Here is a 17,923-nt window from a genome sequence, read left to right as displayed (position 1 = left end):
TCGAGAGCAGGACGCGCGGCACGACACACGGGGACGGGGGATGTACAGATGGTCGTGCAGTTTTTTCGGGACCGGGACCACGCCGGACCTTCGCGCTGAAGCCTCGCCGGAACTCGCGAGGACCCCACAGGAAACAGCCGGAAGCGCGCGTTCGTACCGGCGCGGCACCGTGTCGACCGATTTCCGGGTCCTCGCCTGTTCGTGAGTGGACTGCAATCGCCAATGGCTCCGCGAAGGACTCCGCATGCCCGCAACAGTTCGTCATGAATCCGCTCTCACTTCCGCGCAGACCGGGATCTGGCTGGCCCAGCGCTTCGCGCGGGACGGCCTCGACTACAGCGTCGCGGTCTACGCCGACATCACCGGCCCGCTCGACGTCGACCTGCTGGTGCAGGCGGCCCGCGGCACCTTCGCCGACTGTCCGACCCTGCGGGCCCGCATCGTGGCGTCCGGTCCGGAACCGGTCCAGGTGATCGACGACGCGGCCGAACTCGTCATGCCCTGCCTCGACCTGCGTGACCGGGAGCGGCCGTACGGGGCCGCGACTGCGTGGATGCAGGACGACCTCGCCGTGCCGCTCGCCCCGGACGGCGACCGGATGTACTCCTTCGCATTGCTGCGGATCGGCCCGGAGCGCCATCTGTGGTACCTGCGGGCGCACCACGTCGCCATGGACGGCTTCTCCGGAGCACTGTTCGTGGGCGAATCCGCTGCCCGCTATACCGCACTGGTGACCGGACGGGCCGTCGGAAACGGTCTCGGCCGGTTCGAGGACATGCTGCGGGCGGACCGCGCCTACCGGGACTCCGCGGCATTCCGCACGGACCGCGCGTACTGGACGGAGAAACTCGCGGGAAGCCCGCCGCCCGCGACGTTCGGACAGGCCGAGCCGAATCGGCCGGCCGGCCGGACCCGTGAGACGGTGGAAATCGGGGCGGAACTGGGCGCGGCACTCCGCGAACTCGCGCAGCGTTCCGGTGTGACGCCTCCGGCGGTTTACGCCGCGGCCGCCGTCCGTTACACCGCGCGGCTCACCGGAGAACCGGACGTCGTTCTCGGGCTGCCGGTCACGGCCCGGTTCGGAAAGGCAATGCGCAGCATTCCCGGAATGACGTCCAATGTGGTGCCGCTGCGCGTCGCGGCCGGACCGGATCTGCCGTTGTCCGCATTGCTGCAGAACGTCTCGGCGGAAATGCTGCTCGGCCTGCGCCACCAGCGCTACCGGTACGAGGACCTGCGCAACGACCTCGGCCTGGGCGAGGAAAGCAGCCCGCTGGTCGGGCCGCACGTCAACCTGCAGTTCTTCGGCGAGGGCGTGCACCTCGCCGGATGCGAGACGACGGTTCACAACCTCACCAACGGCCCCGTCGACGACCTGGCCTTCGTCTTCTACGGGGACGCCCGGGGCGGCAGCGGACGGATCGACGTCGACGGCAACAACGAGCTCTACCGCCGCGATGACCTCGCGGTCCACGGCCGGGGGATCCTCCGGCTGCTGGAACGGATGGCCGAGGCCGATCCGGACACGCCGACCCGTGCCCTCGACGTCCTCCGCCCCGACGACCTGGAGCGGGTGCTCGTCGGACGCAACGACACCGCGCGGCCGAGGCGCCCGGAAACGGTCGTGGACCTCTTCCGGGCCCGCGCGGCGGCCTCCCCCGACGCCCCGGCGGTCGTGCACGGGCCGCGCAGCGTCTCGTACCGGGAGCTGGACGAGCGGGCCGACCGGCTGGCGGCCGTGCTGCGCGCCCGCGGCCTCGGCCCGGAGGACGTCGTCGCGCTCGCGGTGCCCCGCTCCGTGGAGCTGGTCACCGCCCTGCTGGCCGTGGTCAAGTCCGGCGCCACGTTCCTGCCGATCGACCCGGACTACCCGGCGGACCGCATCGCGTACATGCTCGACGACGCCCGGCCGGCGCTGCTGATCACCACGCGGGACACCGTGCCCGCCCTGCCCCGGGCCGAGGCCACGCCGCGGCTGCTGCTCGACGACGCCGAGGCGACCACGGCACCGGAGGCGGCACCCGGTCGGGACGCCACCCGCGCCGACCGCCCGCGGCCGCTCGCACCCGACTCGCCCGCGTACGTCATCTACACCTCGGGCTCGACCGGCCGACCGAAGGGCGCGGTCAACACCCATGCCGGCCTGGCGAACCGGCTGCACTGGATGCAGGACCGCTACCGGCTGACGGCACAGGACCGGGTGCTGCAGAAGACCTCCTGCGGGTTCGACGTCTCCGTCTGGGAGTTCTTCTGGCCCCTGGTGAGCGGCGCGACCCTGGTCATGGCCGACCCCGGACTCCACCGGGACCCGGCCTACCTCGCCGCAGTGATCCGCGAACACCGCGTCACCACCGTCCACTTCGTCCCCGCCATGCTCCAGGCCTTCCTGGCCGAGCCCGGGGCCGGCCGGTGCACGAGCCTGCGCCGGGTGATCTGCAGCGGGGAGGCGCTGCCCGCCGAACTCGCGGCCCGGTTCTCCGGCGTCCTCGACTGCGAGCTGCACAACCTGTACGGGCCGACCGAGGCCTCCATCGACGTGACGTACTGGCAGTACGACCCGGCGCGCACCGGCGCCCCGCCGATCGGGCGCCCGATCGCCAACACCCGGGTGTACGTGCTGAACCAGGCCCTCGAACCGGTGCCCGACGGCGTGCCCGGCGAGCTCTACCTGGCCGGGCAAGGCCTGGCACGCGGCTACCTCGGCCGGCCGACCGTCACCGCGGAGCGCTTCGTCGCCTGCCCCTTCGGCGGGCCGGGCGAGCGCATGTACCGCACCGGCGACCTGGCCCGCTGGGACGCCGACGGGCAGTTGGCCTACCTCGGGCGCACCGACGACCAGGTGAAGATCCGGGGCGTGCGGATCGAACCCGGCGAGATCGCCTCCGTCCTCGGCGAACACCCCGAGGTGGGCGAGGCCGTGGTGGTGGCCCGGGACGACCGCGGCCCGGGGAAGTACCTCGTCGGGTACGTGGTGCCCGAGCGGAACCGGCTCGCGTCCCGGCAGGAACGGACCGGCGGCGAGCACGTCGACCAGTGGCAGCAGCTCTACCAGTCGATGTACGGTGCGCCCTCCGAGGCCGCCTTCGGCGAGGACTTCGCGGGGTGGGACAGCAGCTACACGGACCGCCCGCTGCCGCTGGAGGACATGCGGCAGTGGCGCGACCGGACGGTGGAGGCGATCCGCGCCCTGCGGCCCCGGCGGGTGCTGGAGATCGGGGTCGGCAGCGGCCTGCTGCTCGCCCCGCTCGTGCCGGACACCGAGCGCTACTGGGCGACCGACTTCTCGCCCGCCGCGATCGCCGCGCTGCGCCGGCACCTCGACGCCCGGCCGGACCTGGCCGGACGGGTGGAGCTGCGCACCCAGGCCGCCGACGACCTCACCGGGCTGCCCGAGGACTTCTTCGACACCGTGGTCATCAACTCGGTGGCGCAGTACTTCCCCGACGCGGACTACCTCAGGACCGTCCTGCGCGGGGCACTCGCCCTGCTGCGCCCCGGAGGAGCCGTCTTCCTCGGCGACGTCCGCAACCTGAGGCTCCGCCGGTTCCTGGACACCGGAGTGCAACTCGCGCACAGCGGCGAGGACGCCGACCCGGAGGCCGTCCGCAGGGCCGTGGCGCAGCGGGCCCGGCAGGAGAACGAACTCCTGGTGGACCCGCAGTTCTTCACCGCGCTCGGCCGGGAGACCACCGACCTCGGCGGCGTCGACGTCCGGGCCAAGCCCGGTGACTACGACACCGAACTGAGCCGCTACCGCTACGACGTGGTGCTGCACAAGCGCTCGCAGCGCCCGCCCGTCTCCCTGCTCGACGTGCCGCGGGCGAGCTGGGGCACCGAGGTGCCCGACCTGGCCACCCTCCGGGACCGCCTCGCCGCCGACCGGCCGGAGCGGCTGCGGATCACTGCCGTGCCCAACGCCCGGCTGGCGCCCGAGGTGGCCGCCGCCCGGGGGTTGGCGGCCGGCTCGCCGATGGCCGAGGTCCGGCGGGCGGCGGCCGGGGACGTCCCGGCCGGCCCGCTGCCCGAGGACTTCCGCCACCTCGGCGAGGACCTCGGCTACCGCACGGTCGTGACCTGGTCCGGCGAGGCCACCTCCGGTGAACTCGACGTGATCTTCCTCGACCCCCGCACCGCGGCCACCGAGGCCCTGACCGACGTGTGCCTCCCGGCGGCAGCGCAGCCGCAGGCCCTGACCAACAACCCGTCGGTCGGCCGGGAGGCCGGCCGGCTCGCCGCCGCCCTGCGCGAACACCTGCGCGACAACCTGCCCGACTACATGGTCCCCGCCGCGGTCCTGGTGCTCGACGCGCTGCCCACCACGGCCAACGGGAAGCTGGACCGCCGGGCCCTGCCCGCACCGGAGTTCCGGGCCACCGGTGCCGGACGCCCGGCGCGCGGTCCGCGCGAGGAACTGCTGTGCCGGCTGTTCGCCGAGGTCCTGGGCCTGCCCGGGATCGGGGCCGACGACAGCTTCTTCGACCACGGCGGCGACAGCATCGGCGCGATCCAGCTGGTCAGCCGCGCACGCGGGGCCGGCGTGCTGTTCACCCCGCGCGAGGTCTTCGAGCACCGGACGGTGGCCAGGCTCGCCGAGGTGGCCCGCACCCAGGACGCCCCGGACCCGGCGGGCACCGGAGTCGGCCCCGTCCCGCTGCTGCCGATCGCCCACCATCTGCGCGGACTCGGCGGACCGGTCGGGAGGTTCAGCCAGTCCCTCAGCCTCGACGTGCCGGCCGGACTGCGCGCCGAGACGCTCACGGAAGCCCTGCAGACCGTGCTCGACCACCACGACGCACTGCGCCTGCGCCTCGACCGGGACGACGACGGCGCGTGGTCGCTGGAGGCCCGTCCGACGGGCACCGTCGACGCAGGCCGCTGCCTGCACCGGGTGGCCGCCGACCGGCCCGGCGGGCTCACCACGGCGGACGTCCGGACCCGGGAGGAGGCCGCCCTCGACCGGCTCGACCCCGAACAGGGCGTCCTGCTGCAGGCCGTCTGGTTCGACGCCGGCCCGGACCGCCCGGGCCGGCTGTTCCTGGCCGCCCACCACCTGGCCGTCGACGGCGTGTCCTGGCGCGTCCTGGTGCCCGACCTGGCCGACGCCCACGCCGCCCTGGCCGAGGGCGGGCGCCCCGCCCCGGCCCCGGTCGGCACCCCGCTGCGGCAGTGGTCACAGCACCTGGCCGAGCGCGCCCGCACCCCCGGACTGGAGGCCGAGCTCGACCACTGGCGGGAGACGCTCACGGGCGACCGCGCCCCGATCGGCGCCCGCCCGCTCGACCCGGCCCGGGACGTCTTCGCGGCCCGGCGCACCCTGGTGTCCTCCGTCGACGGCGACACCACCGCCGCGCTGCTCACCGAGGTGACCAGCGCCTTCCACGCCGGCGCGAACGACGTCCTGCTCAGCACCCTCGCCCTGGCCGTGCAGGACTGGCACCGACGGCGCGGGCACGGCGCCGCGCCCGTGCTGGTCGACCTGGAGGGACACGGCCGCGAGGAGGACGCCGTCCCGGGCGTCGACCTGTCCCGGACGGTGGGCTGGTTCACCAGCCTCTTCCCCGTGCGCCTGGACCCCGGCGTGACCGATCCGGCGGAGACCTGGAGCGGCGGGCAGGCCGTCGCGACGGCGCTGCGGAACGTCAAGGAACAGCTCGCGGCCGTGCCCGGCAAGGGACTCGGCTTCGGGCTGCTGCGACACCTCAACCCGCGGACCGCGCCCGCCCTCGCCGCCCTCGGCACGCCGGACATCGGCTTCAACTACCTCGGCCGCTCCCTCACCACCCGCGGCCGGGGAGCCTGGACCCCGGTGCGGGACGGCGGCGGACTGGCCGGACACGCCGACCCCGGCGCGCCCTTCGCGCACGCTCTGGAGATCAACGCGCTCGTCCACGAGGACGGGGACGACGGCCCGCGGCTGTCCGCCGAGTGGTCCTGGCCGCAGGACCTGCTCACCGAGGCCGAGGTCCGGGACCTCGCCGACACCTGGACCACCGCCCTGCGCGCCCTGGCCGGCCACGCCCGCCGACCGGGCGCCGGCGGTCACACGCCGTCCGACTTCCCGCTCGCCCGGCTCGACCAGCAGGACGTCGACGAGATCGAGGCCGCCTGCCCCGACGTCGAGGACGTCCTGCCGCTGACGCCGCTCCAGGAGGGCCTGGCCTTCCACGCCGCGTACGACGACCACGCGCCCGACGTCTACCACGTCCAGATCGCCCTCGACCTGGAGGGCGCGATCGACCCCCGGAGGCTGCGCGAGGCGGCCGAGGACCTCCTGCGCCGCCACCCGGTGCTGCGCAGCTGCGTACGGCACCGCGCGAGCGGCGGCCTGGTCCAGGTCGTCCGTACCGAGGCCCCGCTGCCGTGGCGGTACCTGGACCTCGGCGGGCTCGACCCCGAGCAGCAGGAGGAACGGGCCCGGGCCGAGGTCCGGGAGGACCTGGTCAGCCGCTTCGACCTGGCCGAGGCACCGCTGCTGCGGCTGACGCTGCTGCGCCTCGGCGAAGGCCGCCACACCCTGGCGGTGACCAACCACCACATCGTCCTGGACGGCTGGTCGATGCCCCTGCTGCTGCAGGAGCTGTTCGCCGCCTACGGCACCCGGGGCGCCGGCACCCCACCGCGGCCCGTCGGCACATGGCGCGGGTACCTGGACTGGCGGGCCGGCCAGGACCGCCCCGCGGCCGAACAGGCGTGGCGCACGGCGCTCGACGGTCTCGACGCACCGACCCGGCTGGCACCGCAGGGCGACGCGCACGCCTCCGTCCAGCCCGCGTCCCGCTCCGTCCGGCTGCCCGAGCCCCTCACCGCCGCGCTGACGGGTCGGGCCAGGGCGCACGGCGTCACGCTCAACACGGTCGTGCAGGCCGCGTGGGGGCTCCTGCTGAGCCGGCTGACCGGCAGCGAGGACGTCGTCTTCGGCACCACCGTCTCGGGCCGGCCGCCCGAGCTGCCGGGCACCGAGACGATGATCGGCTGCTTCATCAACACCGTCCCCGTGCGGGTGCGGCTGCGCCCCGAGGAGCGGATCGGCGCACTGCTGGCCAGGCTGCAGGACGAGCAGTCCCGCCTCGCCGCCCACCAGCACCTCGGGATCGCCGACATCCGGCGCCTGACCGGAATCGACGGCGAACTCTTCGACACCATCAGCGTGTTCGAGAACTACCCGCTGGACCCGGATGCCCTGAACGGCGGCGCGCGGGCCGGCGGCCCGCGGGTGGCCGCCGTGCGCACCCACAACGACGTGCACTATCCGCTGGCGCTCATCGCCACCCCGGGCCCGTCGCTCGACCTGCAGTTCACCTACCGGCCGGACCTCTTCTCGGCCGACGACGTCGAGCGGGTCGTCCGGCGGTACACCCGGCTGCTGGAGACGATCGCCGGGGCGGACCCGGACACCCGCGCCGACCGGATCGAGGCCCTGGAGCCGGCCGAGACCCACCGGCTCGTCGAGGAGTGGAACGACACCGGAACCCCGGCCGCCCCCGTCGCCGTGGCCGACGCCGTGCGGGAACGCGCGGCGTGTACGCCCGGTCGGACGGCGGTGGTCGACGCGACCGGCACGCTGACCTACGGCCAACTCGACGCGCGGGCCGACCGGCTGGCCCGTCGGCTGCGGGCCCGGGGCATCGGCCCGGAGGACCTGGTGGCGGTGGCGGTGCCGCGGTCGGCGGAGTTGCTGGTCGCGCTGCTGGCCGTCCTCCGGGCCGGCGCCGCCTACCTGCCGCTCGACCACCGGCACCCCGCCGAACGGACCGCGTTCATGGTCGAGGACGCCGCGCCCGCGCTGGTGCTCACCGGCGGCGAGGAACCGCCCGGCCTGCCGCCGGCGGACCGGCTCGCCCGGCTCGCACTGGACGACGCCGACACGTTCGGCGAACCGTCCGGGCAGCCCGACGAGTACGGCGAGGTCCCGCCGGAGCCCGCCCGCCCCGTCCCCGAAGCCTGCACCGCCTACGTCATCTACACCTCCGGCTCCACCGGGCGGCCCAAGGCCGTTGCCGTGTCACGCGCCAACATGAACGCCCTGGTCGGCTGGGCGGTGGAGCGGTTCGGCGGCGACGGGCTGGACCGGGTCCTGGCCGCCACCTCGCTCTCCTTCGACGTCTCGGTGTTCGAGCTCTTCGCCCCGCTGGCCGCCGGCGGACAGGTGGAGATCGTCCGCGACCTGCTCGAACTGGCGGAACGGCCCTGGCAGGGCTCGCTCATCAGCGGTGTCCCCTCCGCGCTGGCCGGGCTGCTCGCCGACCCGTCGCCGACCTTCGGGGCCCGGCTGCTCGTGCTGGCGGGCGAGGCCCTGCCCGAGCCCCTGGTGCGGCAGATCCGCCGCTCGCTGCCCGGTACGGCGATCGTCAACCTCTACGGGCCGACCGAGGCGACGGTGTACGCCACCGACTGGCCGTGCGCCGACGCGCAGGTGCCCGCCCCGCCCATCGGCCGCCCGCTGCCGCACACCCGGGCCTACGTCCTGGACCGCCGGCTGCGCCCCGTCCCGGCCGGGGTGGCCGGCGAGCTGTACCTGGCGGGCACCGGCGTCGCGCGCGGCTACCTCAACCGGCCCGCGCTGACCGCGGACCGCTTCGTCGCCGACCCGTACGGTGCTCCGGGAAGCCGGATGTACCGCACCGGCGACCTCGCCCGGTGGTCGTCCGACGGCGCGCTGGACTACCTGGGCCGCGTGGACAACCAGGTGAAGGTCCGCGGGCACCGGATCGAACTCGGCGAGGTCGAGGCGGTGGTGGCCCGTCACCCGGACGTCGCCCAGGCCGTCGTCCTGGCCCGAGACACCTCGGCGGGCACCACCCGGCTGGTCGCCTACGTGGTGCCGCGCCCCGGCGCGGAACCGGACCTCACGGACCTCGCGGACCGTACGGCGCAGGCGCTGCCCGGCTACATGGTCCCGGCCGGCTACGTCGTCCTGGACCGGCTGCCGGTCACCGCCAACGGGAAGCTGGACCGGGGCGCCCTGCCGGAGCTGGAACCGGTCGGGGACACCCCGGACACCGGCCGGGCCCCGCGCACCTCGCGCGAGGAAGTGCTGTGCGAACTCTTCGCGCAGACCCTGGGCGTGCCGCGGGTCGGGCCCGACGAGAGCTTCTTCGCGCTCGGCGGGGACAGCATCACCTCGATCCAACTGGTCAGCCAAGCCCGGCGCCGGGGGCTGGAGTTCACTCCCCGGGACGTCTTCGACCACCGGAGCCCGGCGAACCTGGCCAGGGCGGCGCGCGAGCGGGCCCACCCCGTGGCCGAGGAGGACACCGAGGCGGGACCGGGACCGCTGGAACCGACTCCGGTGATGGAGCGGCTCCGGGAACTGGGCGGTCCGATCGGCCGGTTCAACCAGTCGATGTTCGTCCGGCTGCCCGTCGGTATCGACGAGCGGACGCTGTCGGCGGCGCTGCGGTCGGTGGCGGACCGTCACGAGGCCCTGCGGCTGCGGCTGCACCGGAAGGACGGCGACACTTCCTGGGACCTGGAGATCACCGAGCCGGGAGCCGACCTCGGGCACCGGCTCGCCCGCCACGACGTCTCCCGGCTGACCGGTGCCGAACTGAGCGGGACCGCCCGGCGGCAGGCCGAACTCGCCTGGGACCGGCTGGCCCCCGAGGACGGCACGATGTGGCAGGCGGTGTGGCTCGACGCGGGCCCGGCCGCCCCCGGGTACCTGCTGCTGGCCGTGCACCACCTCGCGGTGGACGGCGTCTCCTGGCGCATCCTGCTGGGCGACCTGGCGGAGGCCGCCGACGCGCTGCGCCGCGGCGCCCCCGCCTCGCCCGCACCCGTGGGGACCTCGCTGCGCCGCTGGTCGAGGCTGCTCGCCGCGGAGGCCGGCAGCGCCCGGCGGACGGCGGAACTCGGCCTGTGGACGAGGATGCTGGAGGGCGGCGACGCGCCGCTCGGCCGGCGGGCACCGGACCCGGCCCGTGACGTGGTGGCCTCCCGGCGGAGCGTCGAGCTGACGCTGCCGGCGGACGCCACCAAGGCGCTGCTGACCGACGTGACGACCGTCTTCCACGCCACGGTCAACGACGTCCTGCTCACCGCGGTGGCGCTCGCGGTGCAGGACTGGTGCCGTCGGCGCGGGCGCCCCGCCACCGCGGTGCTGGTGGACGTCGAGGGCCACGGCCGGGAGGAGGACGCGGTCGGCGGCGTGGACCTGTCCCGAACGGTGGGCTGGTTCACCAGCGTCCACCCGGTCCGGCTGGACCCGGGCGACGTCGAGTGGCCGGACCTGTGGGCGGCCGGGCCGGAGACCGGGCGGGTGCTGAAGCGGGTCAAGGAGCAACTGGCCGCGATCCCCGACCACGGTCTGGGCTACGGCCTGCTCCGCCACCTCAACCCGGACACCGGGGACGTCCTCGCGGGGCTGCCCGTGCCGCAGATCGGCTTCAACCACCTCGGCCGGTTCACCGCGCCCGCCGGGACCGGTGAGTGGGCGCCGGCGTACGGGATCGGCGGGTTCACCGGCGGCGCCGACCCGGACCTGCCGCTGGCGCACCCGGTGGAGGTCAACACCCTCGTCCGGGACGACGACGGCTCGGCCCCGGTGCTCGTGGCCGAGTGGTCCTGGGCGGCGGAGCTGTTCACGGCGGCGGAGGTCGAGGACCTCGGAGAGACCTGGTTCCGCGCCCTGCGCGCGCTGGTCGACCACGCCCGACGCCCCGACTCGGGCGGCCACAGCCCGTCCGACCTGCCACTGGTCTCCCTGTCCCAGGACGAGATCGACCGGCTTCAGGAAGAACTTGCCCTGGAGGGGGAGTTGTGACAACCGCAACGAAGCGCACGCCCAGGATCGACACCGTTCTGCCCCTCACGCCCGTCCAGGAGGGGCTGGTCTTCCACGCGGCGTACGACGAGGACGGCTCGGCCCTGTACAACGTGCAGGTGGCGCTGGACCTGGAAGGTCCGCTCGACGCCGGCGTGCTGCGGCGGTCGGTGGAGGCCGTCGTCCGGCGGCACCCGACCCTGAGGGCGAGCTTCCGGCGCAGGGCCTCCGGCGACACCGTGCAGGTGGTCCAGTCGGAGGTGCCGGTGCCCTGGGAGGAGGTGGACCTCACCGCGGTCGCGGACGGCGACGTGGAGGCCGAGACCGGCCGGATCACCCTGGACGCCCGCACCCGCCGCTTCGACCTGGCCGCGGCCCCGCTGGTGCGCTTCACCCTGGTCCGGCGCCGGTCCGACCGGTTCCGGCTGGTGCTGACGAATCACCACGCCGTCCTGGACGGCTGGTCCACCGGGCTGCTGCTGCGCGAGCTCTTCGAGGTCTACGGCGCCGGCGGCGACGCGTCGGCGCTGCCGCCCGCCGTGCCGCTCCAGGAGTTCTTCGCCTGGCGGGCCCGCCAGGACGCCGGCCGGGCCCGGACGGTGTGGCGCGCGGCGCTGGCCGGCCTGGAGGAGGCCACCAGGGTGGCCCCGAACGCGGACACCCGCACGGCGGTGCCGACCGAGCAGGTGCTGGTCACCGTGCCCGCGGACCTGACGGCGGCCGTCGTCGAGCGCGCCCGGCGACTGGGCCTGACCACCAACACCGTGGTCCAGGGCACGTGGGGCCTGCTGCTGTCCCGGCTGACGGGCCGGGACGACGTGGTCTTCGGGACCACGGTGGCCGGCCGGGCACCCGAGCTGCCGGACGTCGAGGCCATGGTCGGGATGCTGGTCAACACCGTGCCGGTGCGGGTCCGGATCGACCCGCGGGAGACCCTCGCCGGGCTGTTCGCCCGGCTCCAGGACGAACAGTCCCGGCTGGGCGCCCACCAGCACCTCGGGCTGACCGAGATCCAGGGCCTGTCGGAGGTGGACGGAGACCTCTTCGACTCGCTCGTGGTGTTCGAGAACTACCCACTGGACAGGTCCGTCGACTCGGTCGCCGGCGTGCGGGTGACGGCCACGGAGGCGCACAACAGCGTCCACTACCCGTTGAGCCTGCTCGCCCACCCGGGCGAGACCATCGTGCTCTGCTTCGGCTACCGGCCGGACCTGGTCAGCGGCCCGGCGGCCCGGCGCGTCGCCGACCGCTTCGTGCACCTGCTCGACGGCTTCGCCACCGGCGCGTCGGACACCGCCGTCGGCGGGATCGACGTCCTGACCGCGGAGGAACGGCACCGGCTGGTCGTCGGGCTGAACGACACGGCCCGCCCGGTGCCGGACCGCTCGGTCGCCGAGCTGTTCGCCGCCCAGGCCGCGGCCACGCCCGAGCGCGTCGCGGTCCGGTACGGCGGACGGGCCACGTCCTACCGGGAGTTGGACGACCGCGCGAACCGGCTGGCGGCCGCACTCGGGGCCCGCGGCATCGGGCCCGAGGACATCGTCGCCCTCGCGGTGCCGCGGTCGACCGAGATGGTCGTGGCGCTGCTCGCCGTCCTGAAGGCCGGCGCGGCCTACCTGCCCATCGATCCCGGCTACCCGGCCGAACGCGTCGGCTTCATGCTCGCCGATGCCCGGCCCGCCCTGCTCATCACCACGACCGGCCTCGTCGAGCGCCTCGGCGCGAACCCGGGGATTCCCCGGCTCCTCGTCGACGACGTCCACGCTTCGGAAGGAGACTTCTCATGAGGGTACTGTCCACCGCCGCCCCCGGCTCCGGGCTCTTCCTGCCCACCGTCCCGCTGGCCTGGGCGTTGCGCAGCGCCGGGCACGAGGTCCTGGTCGCCAACAACGGCCGGGCCGCCGAGACGCTGGTCTCGGCCGGTCTCCAGGCGGTCGACGTGTGCCCCGACCGTGACGTGTTCGCCGAGTTCATGGAAGCGAGCCGGGTGATCAACTCGACGCCGCCGGGCGCCCCGAGGCCCCGGCGCGGCGGGCTCGGGCTGTTCGGCGAGGAGATGGCCGAAGGCCTGCTGAAGGTCGCCGAGGAGTTCCGGCCGGACCTCGTGCTGTCCACCCTGGAGCAGGGGGCCGGCCCGCTGGTGGCCGCCGCGCTCGGTGTCCCGTACGTGGAGCAGAGCGTCCGGCTGGCGTGGGCGGGCAGCGACGAGCAGGCCGTGACGTACCGCGGGAACATCGCCCGCTACCTGGAGCCCACCCGGGCCGAGCTCGGCCTGGACGAACCGGCGGCGGCCGCCGCGATGATCGACGTCCGGCCGCCGAGCATGGGGGGCCGCGACGACGCGACCGAGTGGTCGATGCGCTACGTGCCCTACAACGAGAGCCGGCTGCTGCCCGAGTGGGCGCTGGCGACGCCGTCCCGGCCTCGGGTGTGCCTGACCATGGGCAGTGTCCTGCCGCTGTCCGGTGAACTCGGCGAGCTCACCGCGTTCCTCCAGGAGTGCGGTGGTCTGGACATCGACCTGATCCTCGCGATGGGGGAGGCCGAGGCGGCGGCGCTGGGCCCGGTGCCCGACAACGTGCGGGTGGCCGGCTGGGTGCCCCTCAGCACCCTCCTCCCGACCTGCGCCGCCATCGTGCACCACGGGGGTGCCGGCACCGCGCTGACCGCACTGGCCCACGGCGTTCCGCAGTTGGTCGTGCCACGGCTCGCCGACCAGCCCGCGAACGCGGCCGTGATCGCGGCCCGGGGCGTCGGACTGGCCTGCGCCCCGCACGAGGCGACCGCGTCCACCGTGAAGGACCTGCTGCGGCAGCTGCTCGACGTGCCGGACTACCGGCGGACGGCCCGCGAGGTGCAGGCGGAGATCGCCGCCCGGCCCAGCCCCGCGGCGCTGGTCGCGCGTCTGGAGGAACTCGCCGGCGCGCGGTGACCGGAACAGGGGTCGTCCAAGGTCAGGGGCACTTTGCCGAGTCTTGAAGAAAGGGTGCCCGGCCTGGAACCATGGCCTGCGGCCGCACGTCGTACCCACAGGTGATCGGCCGGGGGGACAGGCCGCCCGGCACGTTACGCTGCTTTGAGGGGTAAAGCGGCGCCGTGCCGCCATCGGACAACTGCCGGGACCGGCCCGCGGCTCCAGGGGGAGCCTGGTCGGTCCCGTCCTGCCACGGAGGTACTGGCCTTGCACATCGACGCCTGGATCGAGGGCATTCCACCGACGGCGGTGTACGCCGTCGTCGGTCTGATCATCCTCATCGAGTCGCTGGGCATCCCGTTGCCCGGCGAGATCGCCCTGGTCACGGCGTCGCTGATGGCGGTCAAGGGCGTGGTGAGCCCGTGGGGCGTGGCGGGCGTCGCGATCGCGGGCGCGATCATCGGCGACTCGATCGGCTACTCGATCGGGCGCAAGGGGGGCAAGCCGCTCTTCGAGAAGCTGGGACGCAAGTTCCCCAAGCACTTCGGGCCCTCGCACCTGGCCACCGCCGAGCGCTCGTTCCAGAAGTGGGGCATGTGGGCGGTCTTCTTCGGCCGCTTCATCGCCCTGCTGCGCATCTTCGCCGGTCCGCTGGCGGGCGCGCTGAAGATGCCGTACTGGAAGTTCCTGATCGCCAACGTGCTGGGCGGCGTGATCTGGGCCGGCGGCACGGCGATGCTGGTCTACAAGGTGGGCAAGAGCATCGAGCCGTGGCTGGCCCGCTTCTCCTGGGCCGGTCTGGCCGCCGCGGTCGTGATCGGCGGCCTGTCGGCCTGGATCATGAAGCGCCGGGCGGCGAAGACCCACGCGAAGATCGAGGCGGAGCAGGCGGCGGCCGCCGCCACCGCCGGGGCGGCGACGGCCCCGGTCGCGGAGTGACCGTGCACTGACGACGCAGTGACAATCCGGCTGCGGACCGTGACGAACGGCCGCCCCGGAGCCATCGGGCCCTCGGAGTAGCATCACCGGAGTACCTGCCGGTCTTTGCACTCTGGAGGGCCCGATGACGTTGCAGCCGACCTGGGACGCCGTGGACGCGTACTTCTCCGAGCAGCTGGTCGGGCACGACCCGGTGCTGGAGTCGGCGGCGGCCGCCGCCGACGCGGCCGGGCTGCCGAAGATCGCGGTGGCCCCCAACCAGGGCAAACTGCTGCACCTGCTGGCGCTGACCCAGGGCGCGAAGCGGATCCTGGAGGTCGGCACGCTCGGCGGGTACAGCGCGATCTGGCTGGCCCGGGCGCTGCCCGCGGACGGCGCCCTGATCACCCTGGAGATCGACCCGCGGCACGCCGAGGTGGCACGCGGCAACCTGGCCGCCGCAGGGCTGGAGGACGTCGCCGAGGTGCGGCTGGGCCGGGCCGCCGACTCGCTGGCGGCACTGGTGGAGCAGGGCGCGGAGCCGTTCGACCTGGTCTTCATCGACGCGGACAAGCCGAGCAACCCCGAGTACTTCCGCCGGGCGCTCCAGCTGACCCGGCCGGGCTCGCTGATCATCGTCGACAACGTGGTGCGCGGCGGCGCGGTCGCCGACGCGGCCAGCACCGACGCGGCGGTGGTCGGCACCCGGGCGCTGCACGAGCTGATCGCGGCCGAGCCGAGGGTCACCGCGACCTCGGTGCAGACGGTCGGCAGCAAGGGCTACGACGGCTTCACGCTCGCCCGCGTGCAGCACTGAGCCGGCGCGCACGGAAGCGCGCAACGGCGAGGAACGGCCGGGGTCGGCGAGGAACGGTCGGCGACGGCAGGGAACGGTCGGCAACGGCCGGATGGCCGGCGCCGGCAAGGAACGGAACGGAGACGGAGACATCGTGCGGATCGGACTGCTGGGCACCGGCACCTGGGCGGAGCGGGTGCACGCGCCCGTGCTGGCGGAACACCCCGGGCTGGAGTTCACCGGCGTCTGGGGCCGCCGCCCGGAGGCGGCCGAGGCCCTGGGCGCGGCGCACGGCGTGCCCGGGTACGCGGACCTCGACCGGCTGCTGGCCGACGTGGACGCGGTCTCCGTCGCGCTGCCCCCGACGGTGCAGGCGGACCTCGCGGTGCGGGCCGCCGAGGCCGGCTGCCACCTGCTGCTGGACAAGCCGGTCGCGCTGACCGTGCCGGACGCCGAGGCCGTCGCCGAGGCGGTCCGCGCGCAGAAGGTCGCCTCGGTGGTGTTCTTCACGGTGCGCTTCGGCGGCCCGCAGATCCCGTGGATCGAGGAGCAGGCGGCGCTGGGCGGCTGGTACACCGGCCGCTCGGACTGGTACGGCTCGGTGTTCGTGCCCGGCAGCACCAGCCCGTACGCGGCCTCGCCGTGGCGCCGGGAGAAGGGTTCGCTGTGGGACGTCGGCCCGCACGCGCTGTCCGTGCTGCTGCCGGTGCTCGGCGACGCGACGCAGGTGACGGCGGTGGCCGGCCCGATGGACGCCGTGCACCTGGTGCTGCGGCACGCCGGCGGCGCGTCCAGCACGCTCGCGCTGAGCCTGACCGCGCCGCTCGCGGCGGGCGGCACGGGCATGGAGCTGCGCGGCGAGCACGGTGTGGTGCAGCTGCCGGAGCGCGGCGAGGGCCCGCAGGCCGCCCTGCACCGGGCGCTGGGCGCCCTGCAGTCCGCCGCGGCCTCCGGCGAGCCGCACCCCTGCGACGCGGACTTCGGGCTGCGCGTGGTGGAGATCCTCGCCGCGGCCGAGCGCTCGCTGGCGGAGGGCGGACCGGTCGCGGTCTGAGGCCGACCCCGGCCCGCAACGGGCGACCCCGGCCCGCAACGGGACGGGACACGCCGCAACGGGGCAGGACGGACAGGACGGACGGGACGGACGGGACGGACGGGACGGACACGACGGCCGGGTGGAGCACCGAGGTGCCCCGCCCGGCCGTCGGCTGTCAGATGCCGAACGGCACCGCTGAGCGGACCGTAAAGGAGCATCCGACGGGCCGGTGGGGCCCGGCGGTCCGGTCAGGCCGGCGGCAGGGGCGGCCGGTCCGGTCCCGGGCGGCGGTCGGTGGGGCGGGCCGGGGGGATGACCGGTGCGTGGAAGTCGCGCGGGCCGGTCCAGAGCGCGGGGACGGCGTCGCTGCGGCGGGCCAGTTCGTACGCCACGGCCTCGTAGTTGACGCGCCAGCCGTGGAAGTGCGCCCAGGCGTCCTCGACCGGCCGTTCGCGGGGGAAACCGGCCGCGGTGATCATCGCGACGGCGCCCAGGTACTCGGCGTAGCTCAGCCGGATCGGCACGTCCGGGTCCGGGTCGGGGTCGAAGTCGATGCGCAGCGAGCGGGCGATGTCGCGCAGCGCGGTGAAGCCGGCGCGCAGGACCAGCCGGGCCTCCGGCGGGGAGGTGCGCGGGCACAGGGCGAGGTGCAGGGCGGCGGCGTCCATCACCGAGATCAGGCCGACCACCCAGCTGCGGTTCGGCTGCGGGGAGCGGAAGGAGAGCAGCACGGGGTAGTTGGAGTGGCTCTCGCCGATGTCGGCGGCCAGGCGCTCCCAGTCGCGGTAGAGCTGGGGGAGCGCGGTCTCGGTGTCCACCAGGGACTGGCGGGCCAGCAGCTCGGGGCCCCAGGCCGGTTCGCCGGCCCGGGACTGCAGCAGCGTCACCTCGGTCTCGCGGCGCTGGTAGGCGGCGTAGAGGGTCGGCAGGTAGGAGATCTGCAGGGCGATCACCAGCGGGCCGCTGGCGGCGGCCATGAAGTCGATCGCGGACAGGTGCAGGCGGTCGCCGCTCGCGAAGCCCAGGGTGAACAGGCTGGACCCGGCCTCGCGGATGGACACCGTCCAGTCGAGATCGGACGTGCCGTGCAGCAGCAGCGTGTAGGCGATCAGCATCCCGCTGAGCCACACCGTGAGCATGCCCAGCAGGACCAGCGGCGCCAGCCAGGTGAGCGCCCGGTCCTGCGCGCGGTAGCCGCCGATCGGCGCGGCGGAGAGCCGCAGCACGCCGCGCAGCACCGTCCAGAGCCGGTTCACCAGGGACGAGTAGAGCCCGCGGGGGACGACCAGGGTGCGCAGGATGCTGCCGACGACCAGCAGGAGCAGCAGCGCACCGACAACGGTGTGGATCAACCTCATGACGACATTCTGACGGGCGGTCGGAGCGGGTGCGGCGGAGGTCCGGTTCCGCCGGGGCCGTCGGCGGACATCGGTGGACATCAGCGGACATCGGCGGAGGTCGGCAGACCGGCACCGCGCGCCCGCTGACCAGCCGTCA

7 protein-coding genes are annotated in these 17,923 nt (G+C 74.7%); 6 read left to right on the top strand and 1 reads right to left on the bottom strand.

Translation table 11 applies throughout. The annotated features are described in order from the left end of the window. The first annotated feature begins 244 nt into the window (after positions 1-244). The 6 genes from ABT048_RS33445 to ABT048_RS33420 all read left to right on the top strand — a co-directional run bounded on the left by ABT048_RS33445 (position 245) and on the right by ABT048_RS33420 (position 16,444). Positions 245-10,762, top strand: a complete 10,518-nt coding sequence (locus ABT048_RS33445) for a non-ribosomal peptide synthetase (protein WP_350525337.1) — start codon at positions 245-247, stop codon at positions 10,760-10,762. Beyond that, a complete protein-coding gene (locus ABT048_RS33440; protein WP_350525336.1) occupies positions 10,759-12,549 on the top strand; it encodes a condensation domain-containing protein in 1,791 nt (596 codons plus the stop codon). Before ABT048_RS33445 ends, ABT048_RS33440 begins: the two co-directional genes overlap by 4 nt. Next, positions 12,546-13,694, top strand: a complete 1,149-nt coding sequence (locus tag ABT048_RS33435) for a nucleotide disphospho-sugar-binding domain-containing protein (RefSeq protein ID WP_350525335.1) — start codon at positions 12,546-12,548, stop codon at positions 13,692-13,694. Before ABT048_RS33440 ends, ABT048_RS33435 begins: the two co-directional genes overlap by 4 nt. 249 nt (positions 13,695-13,943) lie before the next feature. After that, complete coding sequence (locus tag ABT048_RS33430) at positions 13,944-14,615, top strand: DedA family protein (RefSeq protein WP_350525334.1); 672 nt, start codon at positions 13,944-13,946, stop codon at positions 14,613-14,615. A 124-nt stretch (positions 14,616-14,739) separates the two neighbouring features. Further along, the gene (locus ABT048_RS33425; protein ID WP_350525333.1) at positions 14,740-15,411 is read left to right on the top strand and encodes an O-methyltransferase; all 672 of its coding nucleotides are present in this window, start codon (positions 14,740-14,742) and stop codon (positions 15,409-15,411) included. A gap of 133 nt (positions 15,412-15,544) precedes the next feature. Continuing rightward, positions 15,545-16,444 carry a Gfo/Idh/MocA family protein gene (locus ABT048_RS33420; RefSeq protein ID WP_350525332.1) on the top strand — a complete coding sequence of 300 codons (900 nt, stop codon included), beginning with the start codon at positions 15,545-15,547 and terminating at the stop codon, positions 16,442-16,444. Positions 16,445-16,674: 230 nt separating this feature from the next. Here the strand turns inward: ABT048_RS33420 and ABT048_RS33415 are convergent, their stop codons facing one another. Then, positions 16,675-17,784: a hypothetical protein gene (locus ABT048_RS33415; RefSeq protein WP_350525331.1), complete on the bottom strand. Its 1,110-nt coding sequence runs from the start codon at positions 17,782-17,784 to the stop codon at positions 16,675-16,677. Positions 17,785-17,923: the final 139 nt, after the last annotated feature.

This window comes from Kitasatospora sp. NPDC096140, assembly GCF_040303045.1.
Taxonomy (GTDB): Bacteria; Actinomycetota; Actinomycetes; order Streptomycetales; family Streptomycetaceae; genus Kitasatospora.
The sequence above is the reverse complement of the archived record's forward strand: the minus strand, read 5'-3'. Positions and strand labels throughout refer to the sequence as shown.

What these genes read in the sequence shown, in the direction of transcription:
- ABT048_RS33445 (WP_350525337.1), top strand. Translation starts at nt 245, where the DNA reads ATGCCCGCAACAGTTCGTCATGAATCCGCTCTCACTTCCGCGCAGACC.
- ABT048_RS33435 (WP_350525335.1), top strand. Translation starts at nt 12,546, where the DNA reads ATGAGGGTACTGTCCACCGCCGCCCCCGGCTCCGGGCTCTTCCTGCCC.
- ABT048_RS33425 (WP_350525333.1), top strand. Translation starts at nt 14,740, where the DNA reads ATGACGTTGCAGCCGACCTGGGACGCCGTGGACGCGTACTTCTCCGAG.
- ABT048_RS33415 (WP_350525331.1), bottom strand. Translation starts at nt 17,784, where the DNA reads ATGAGGTTGATCCACACCGTTGTCGGTGCGCTGCTGCTCCTGCTGGTC.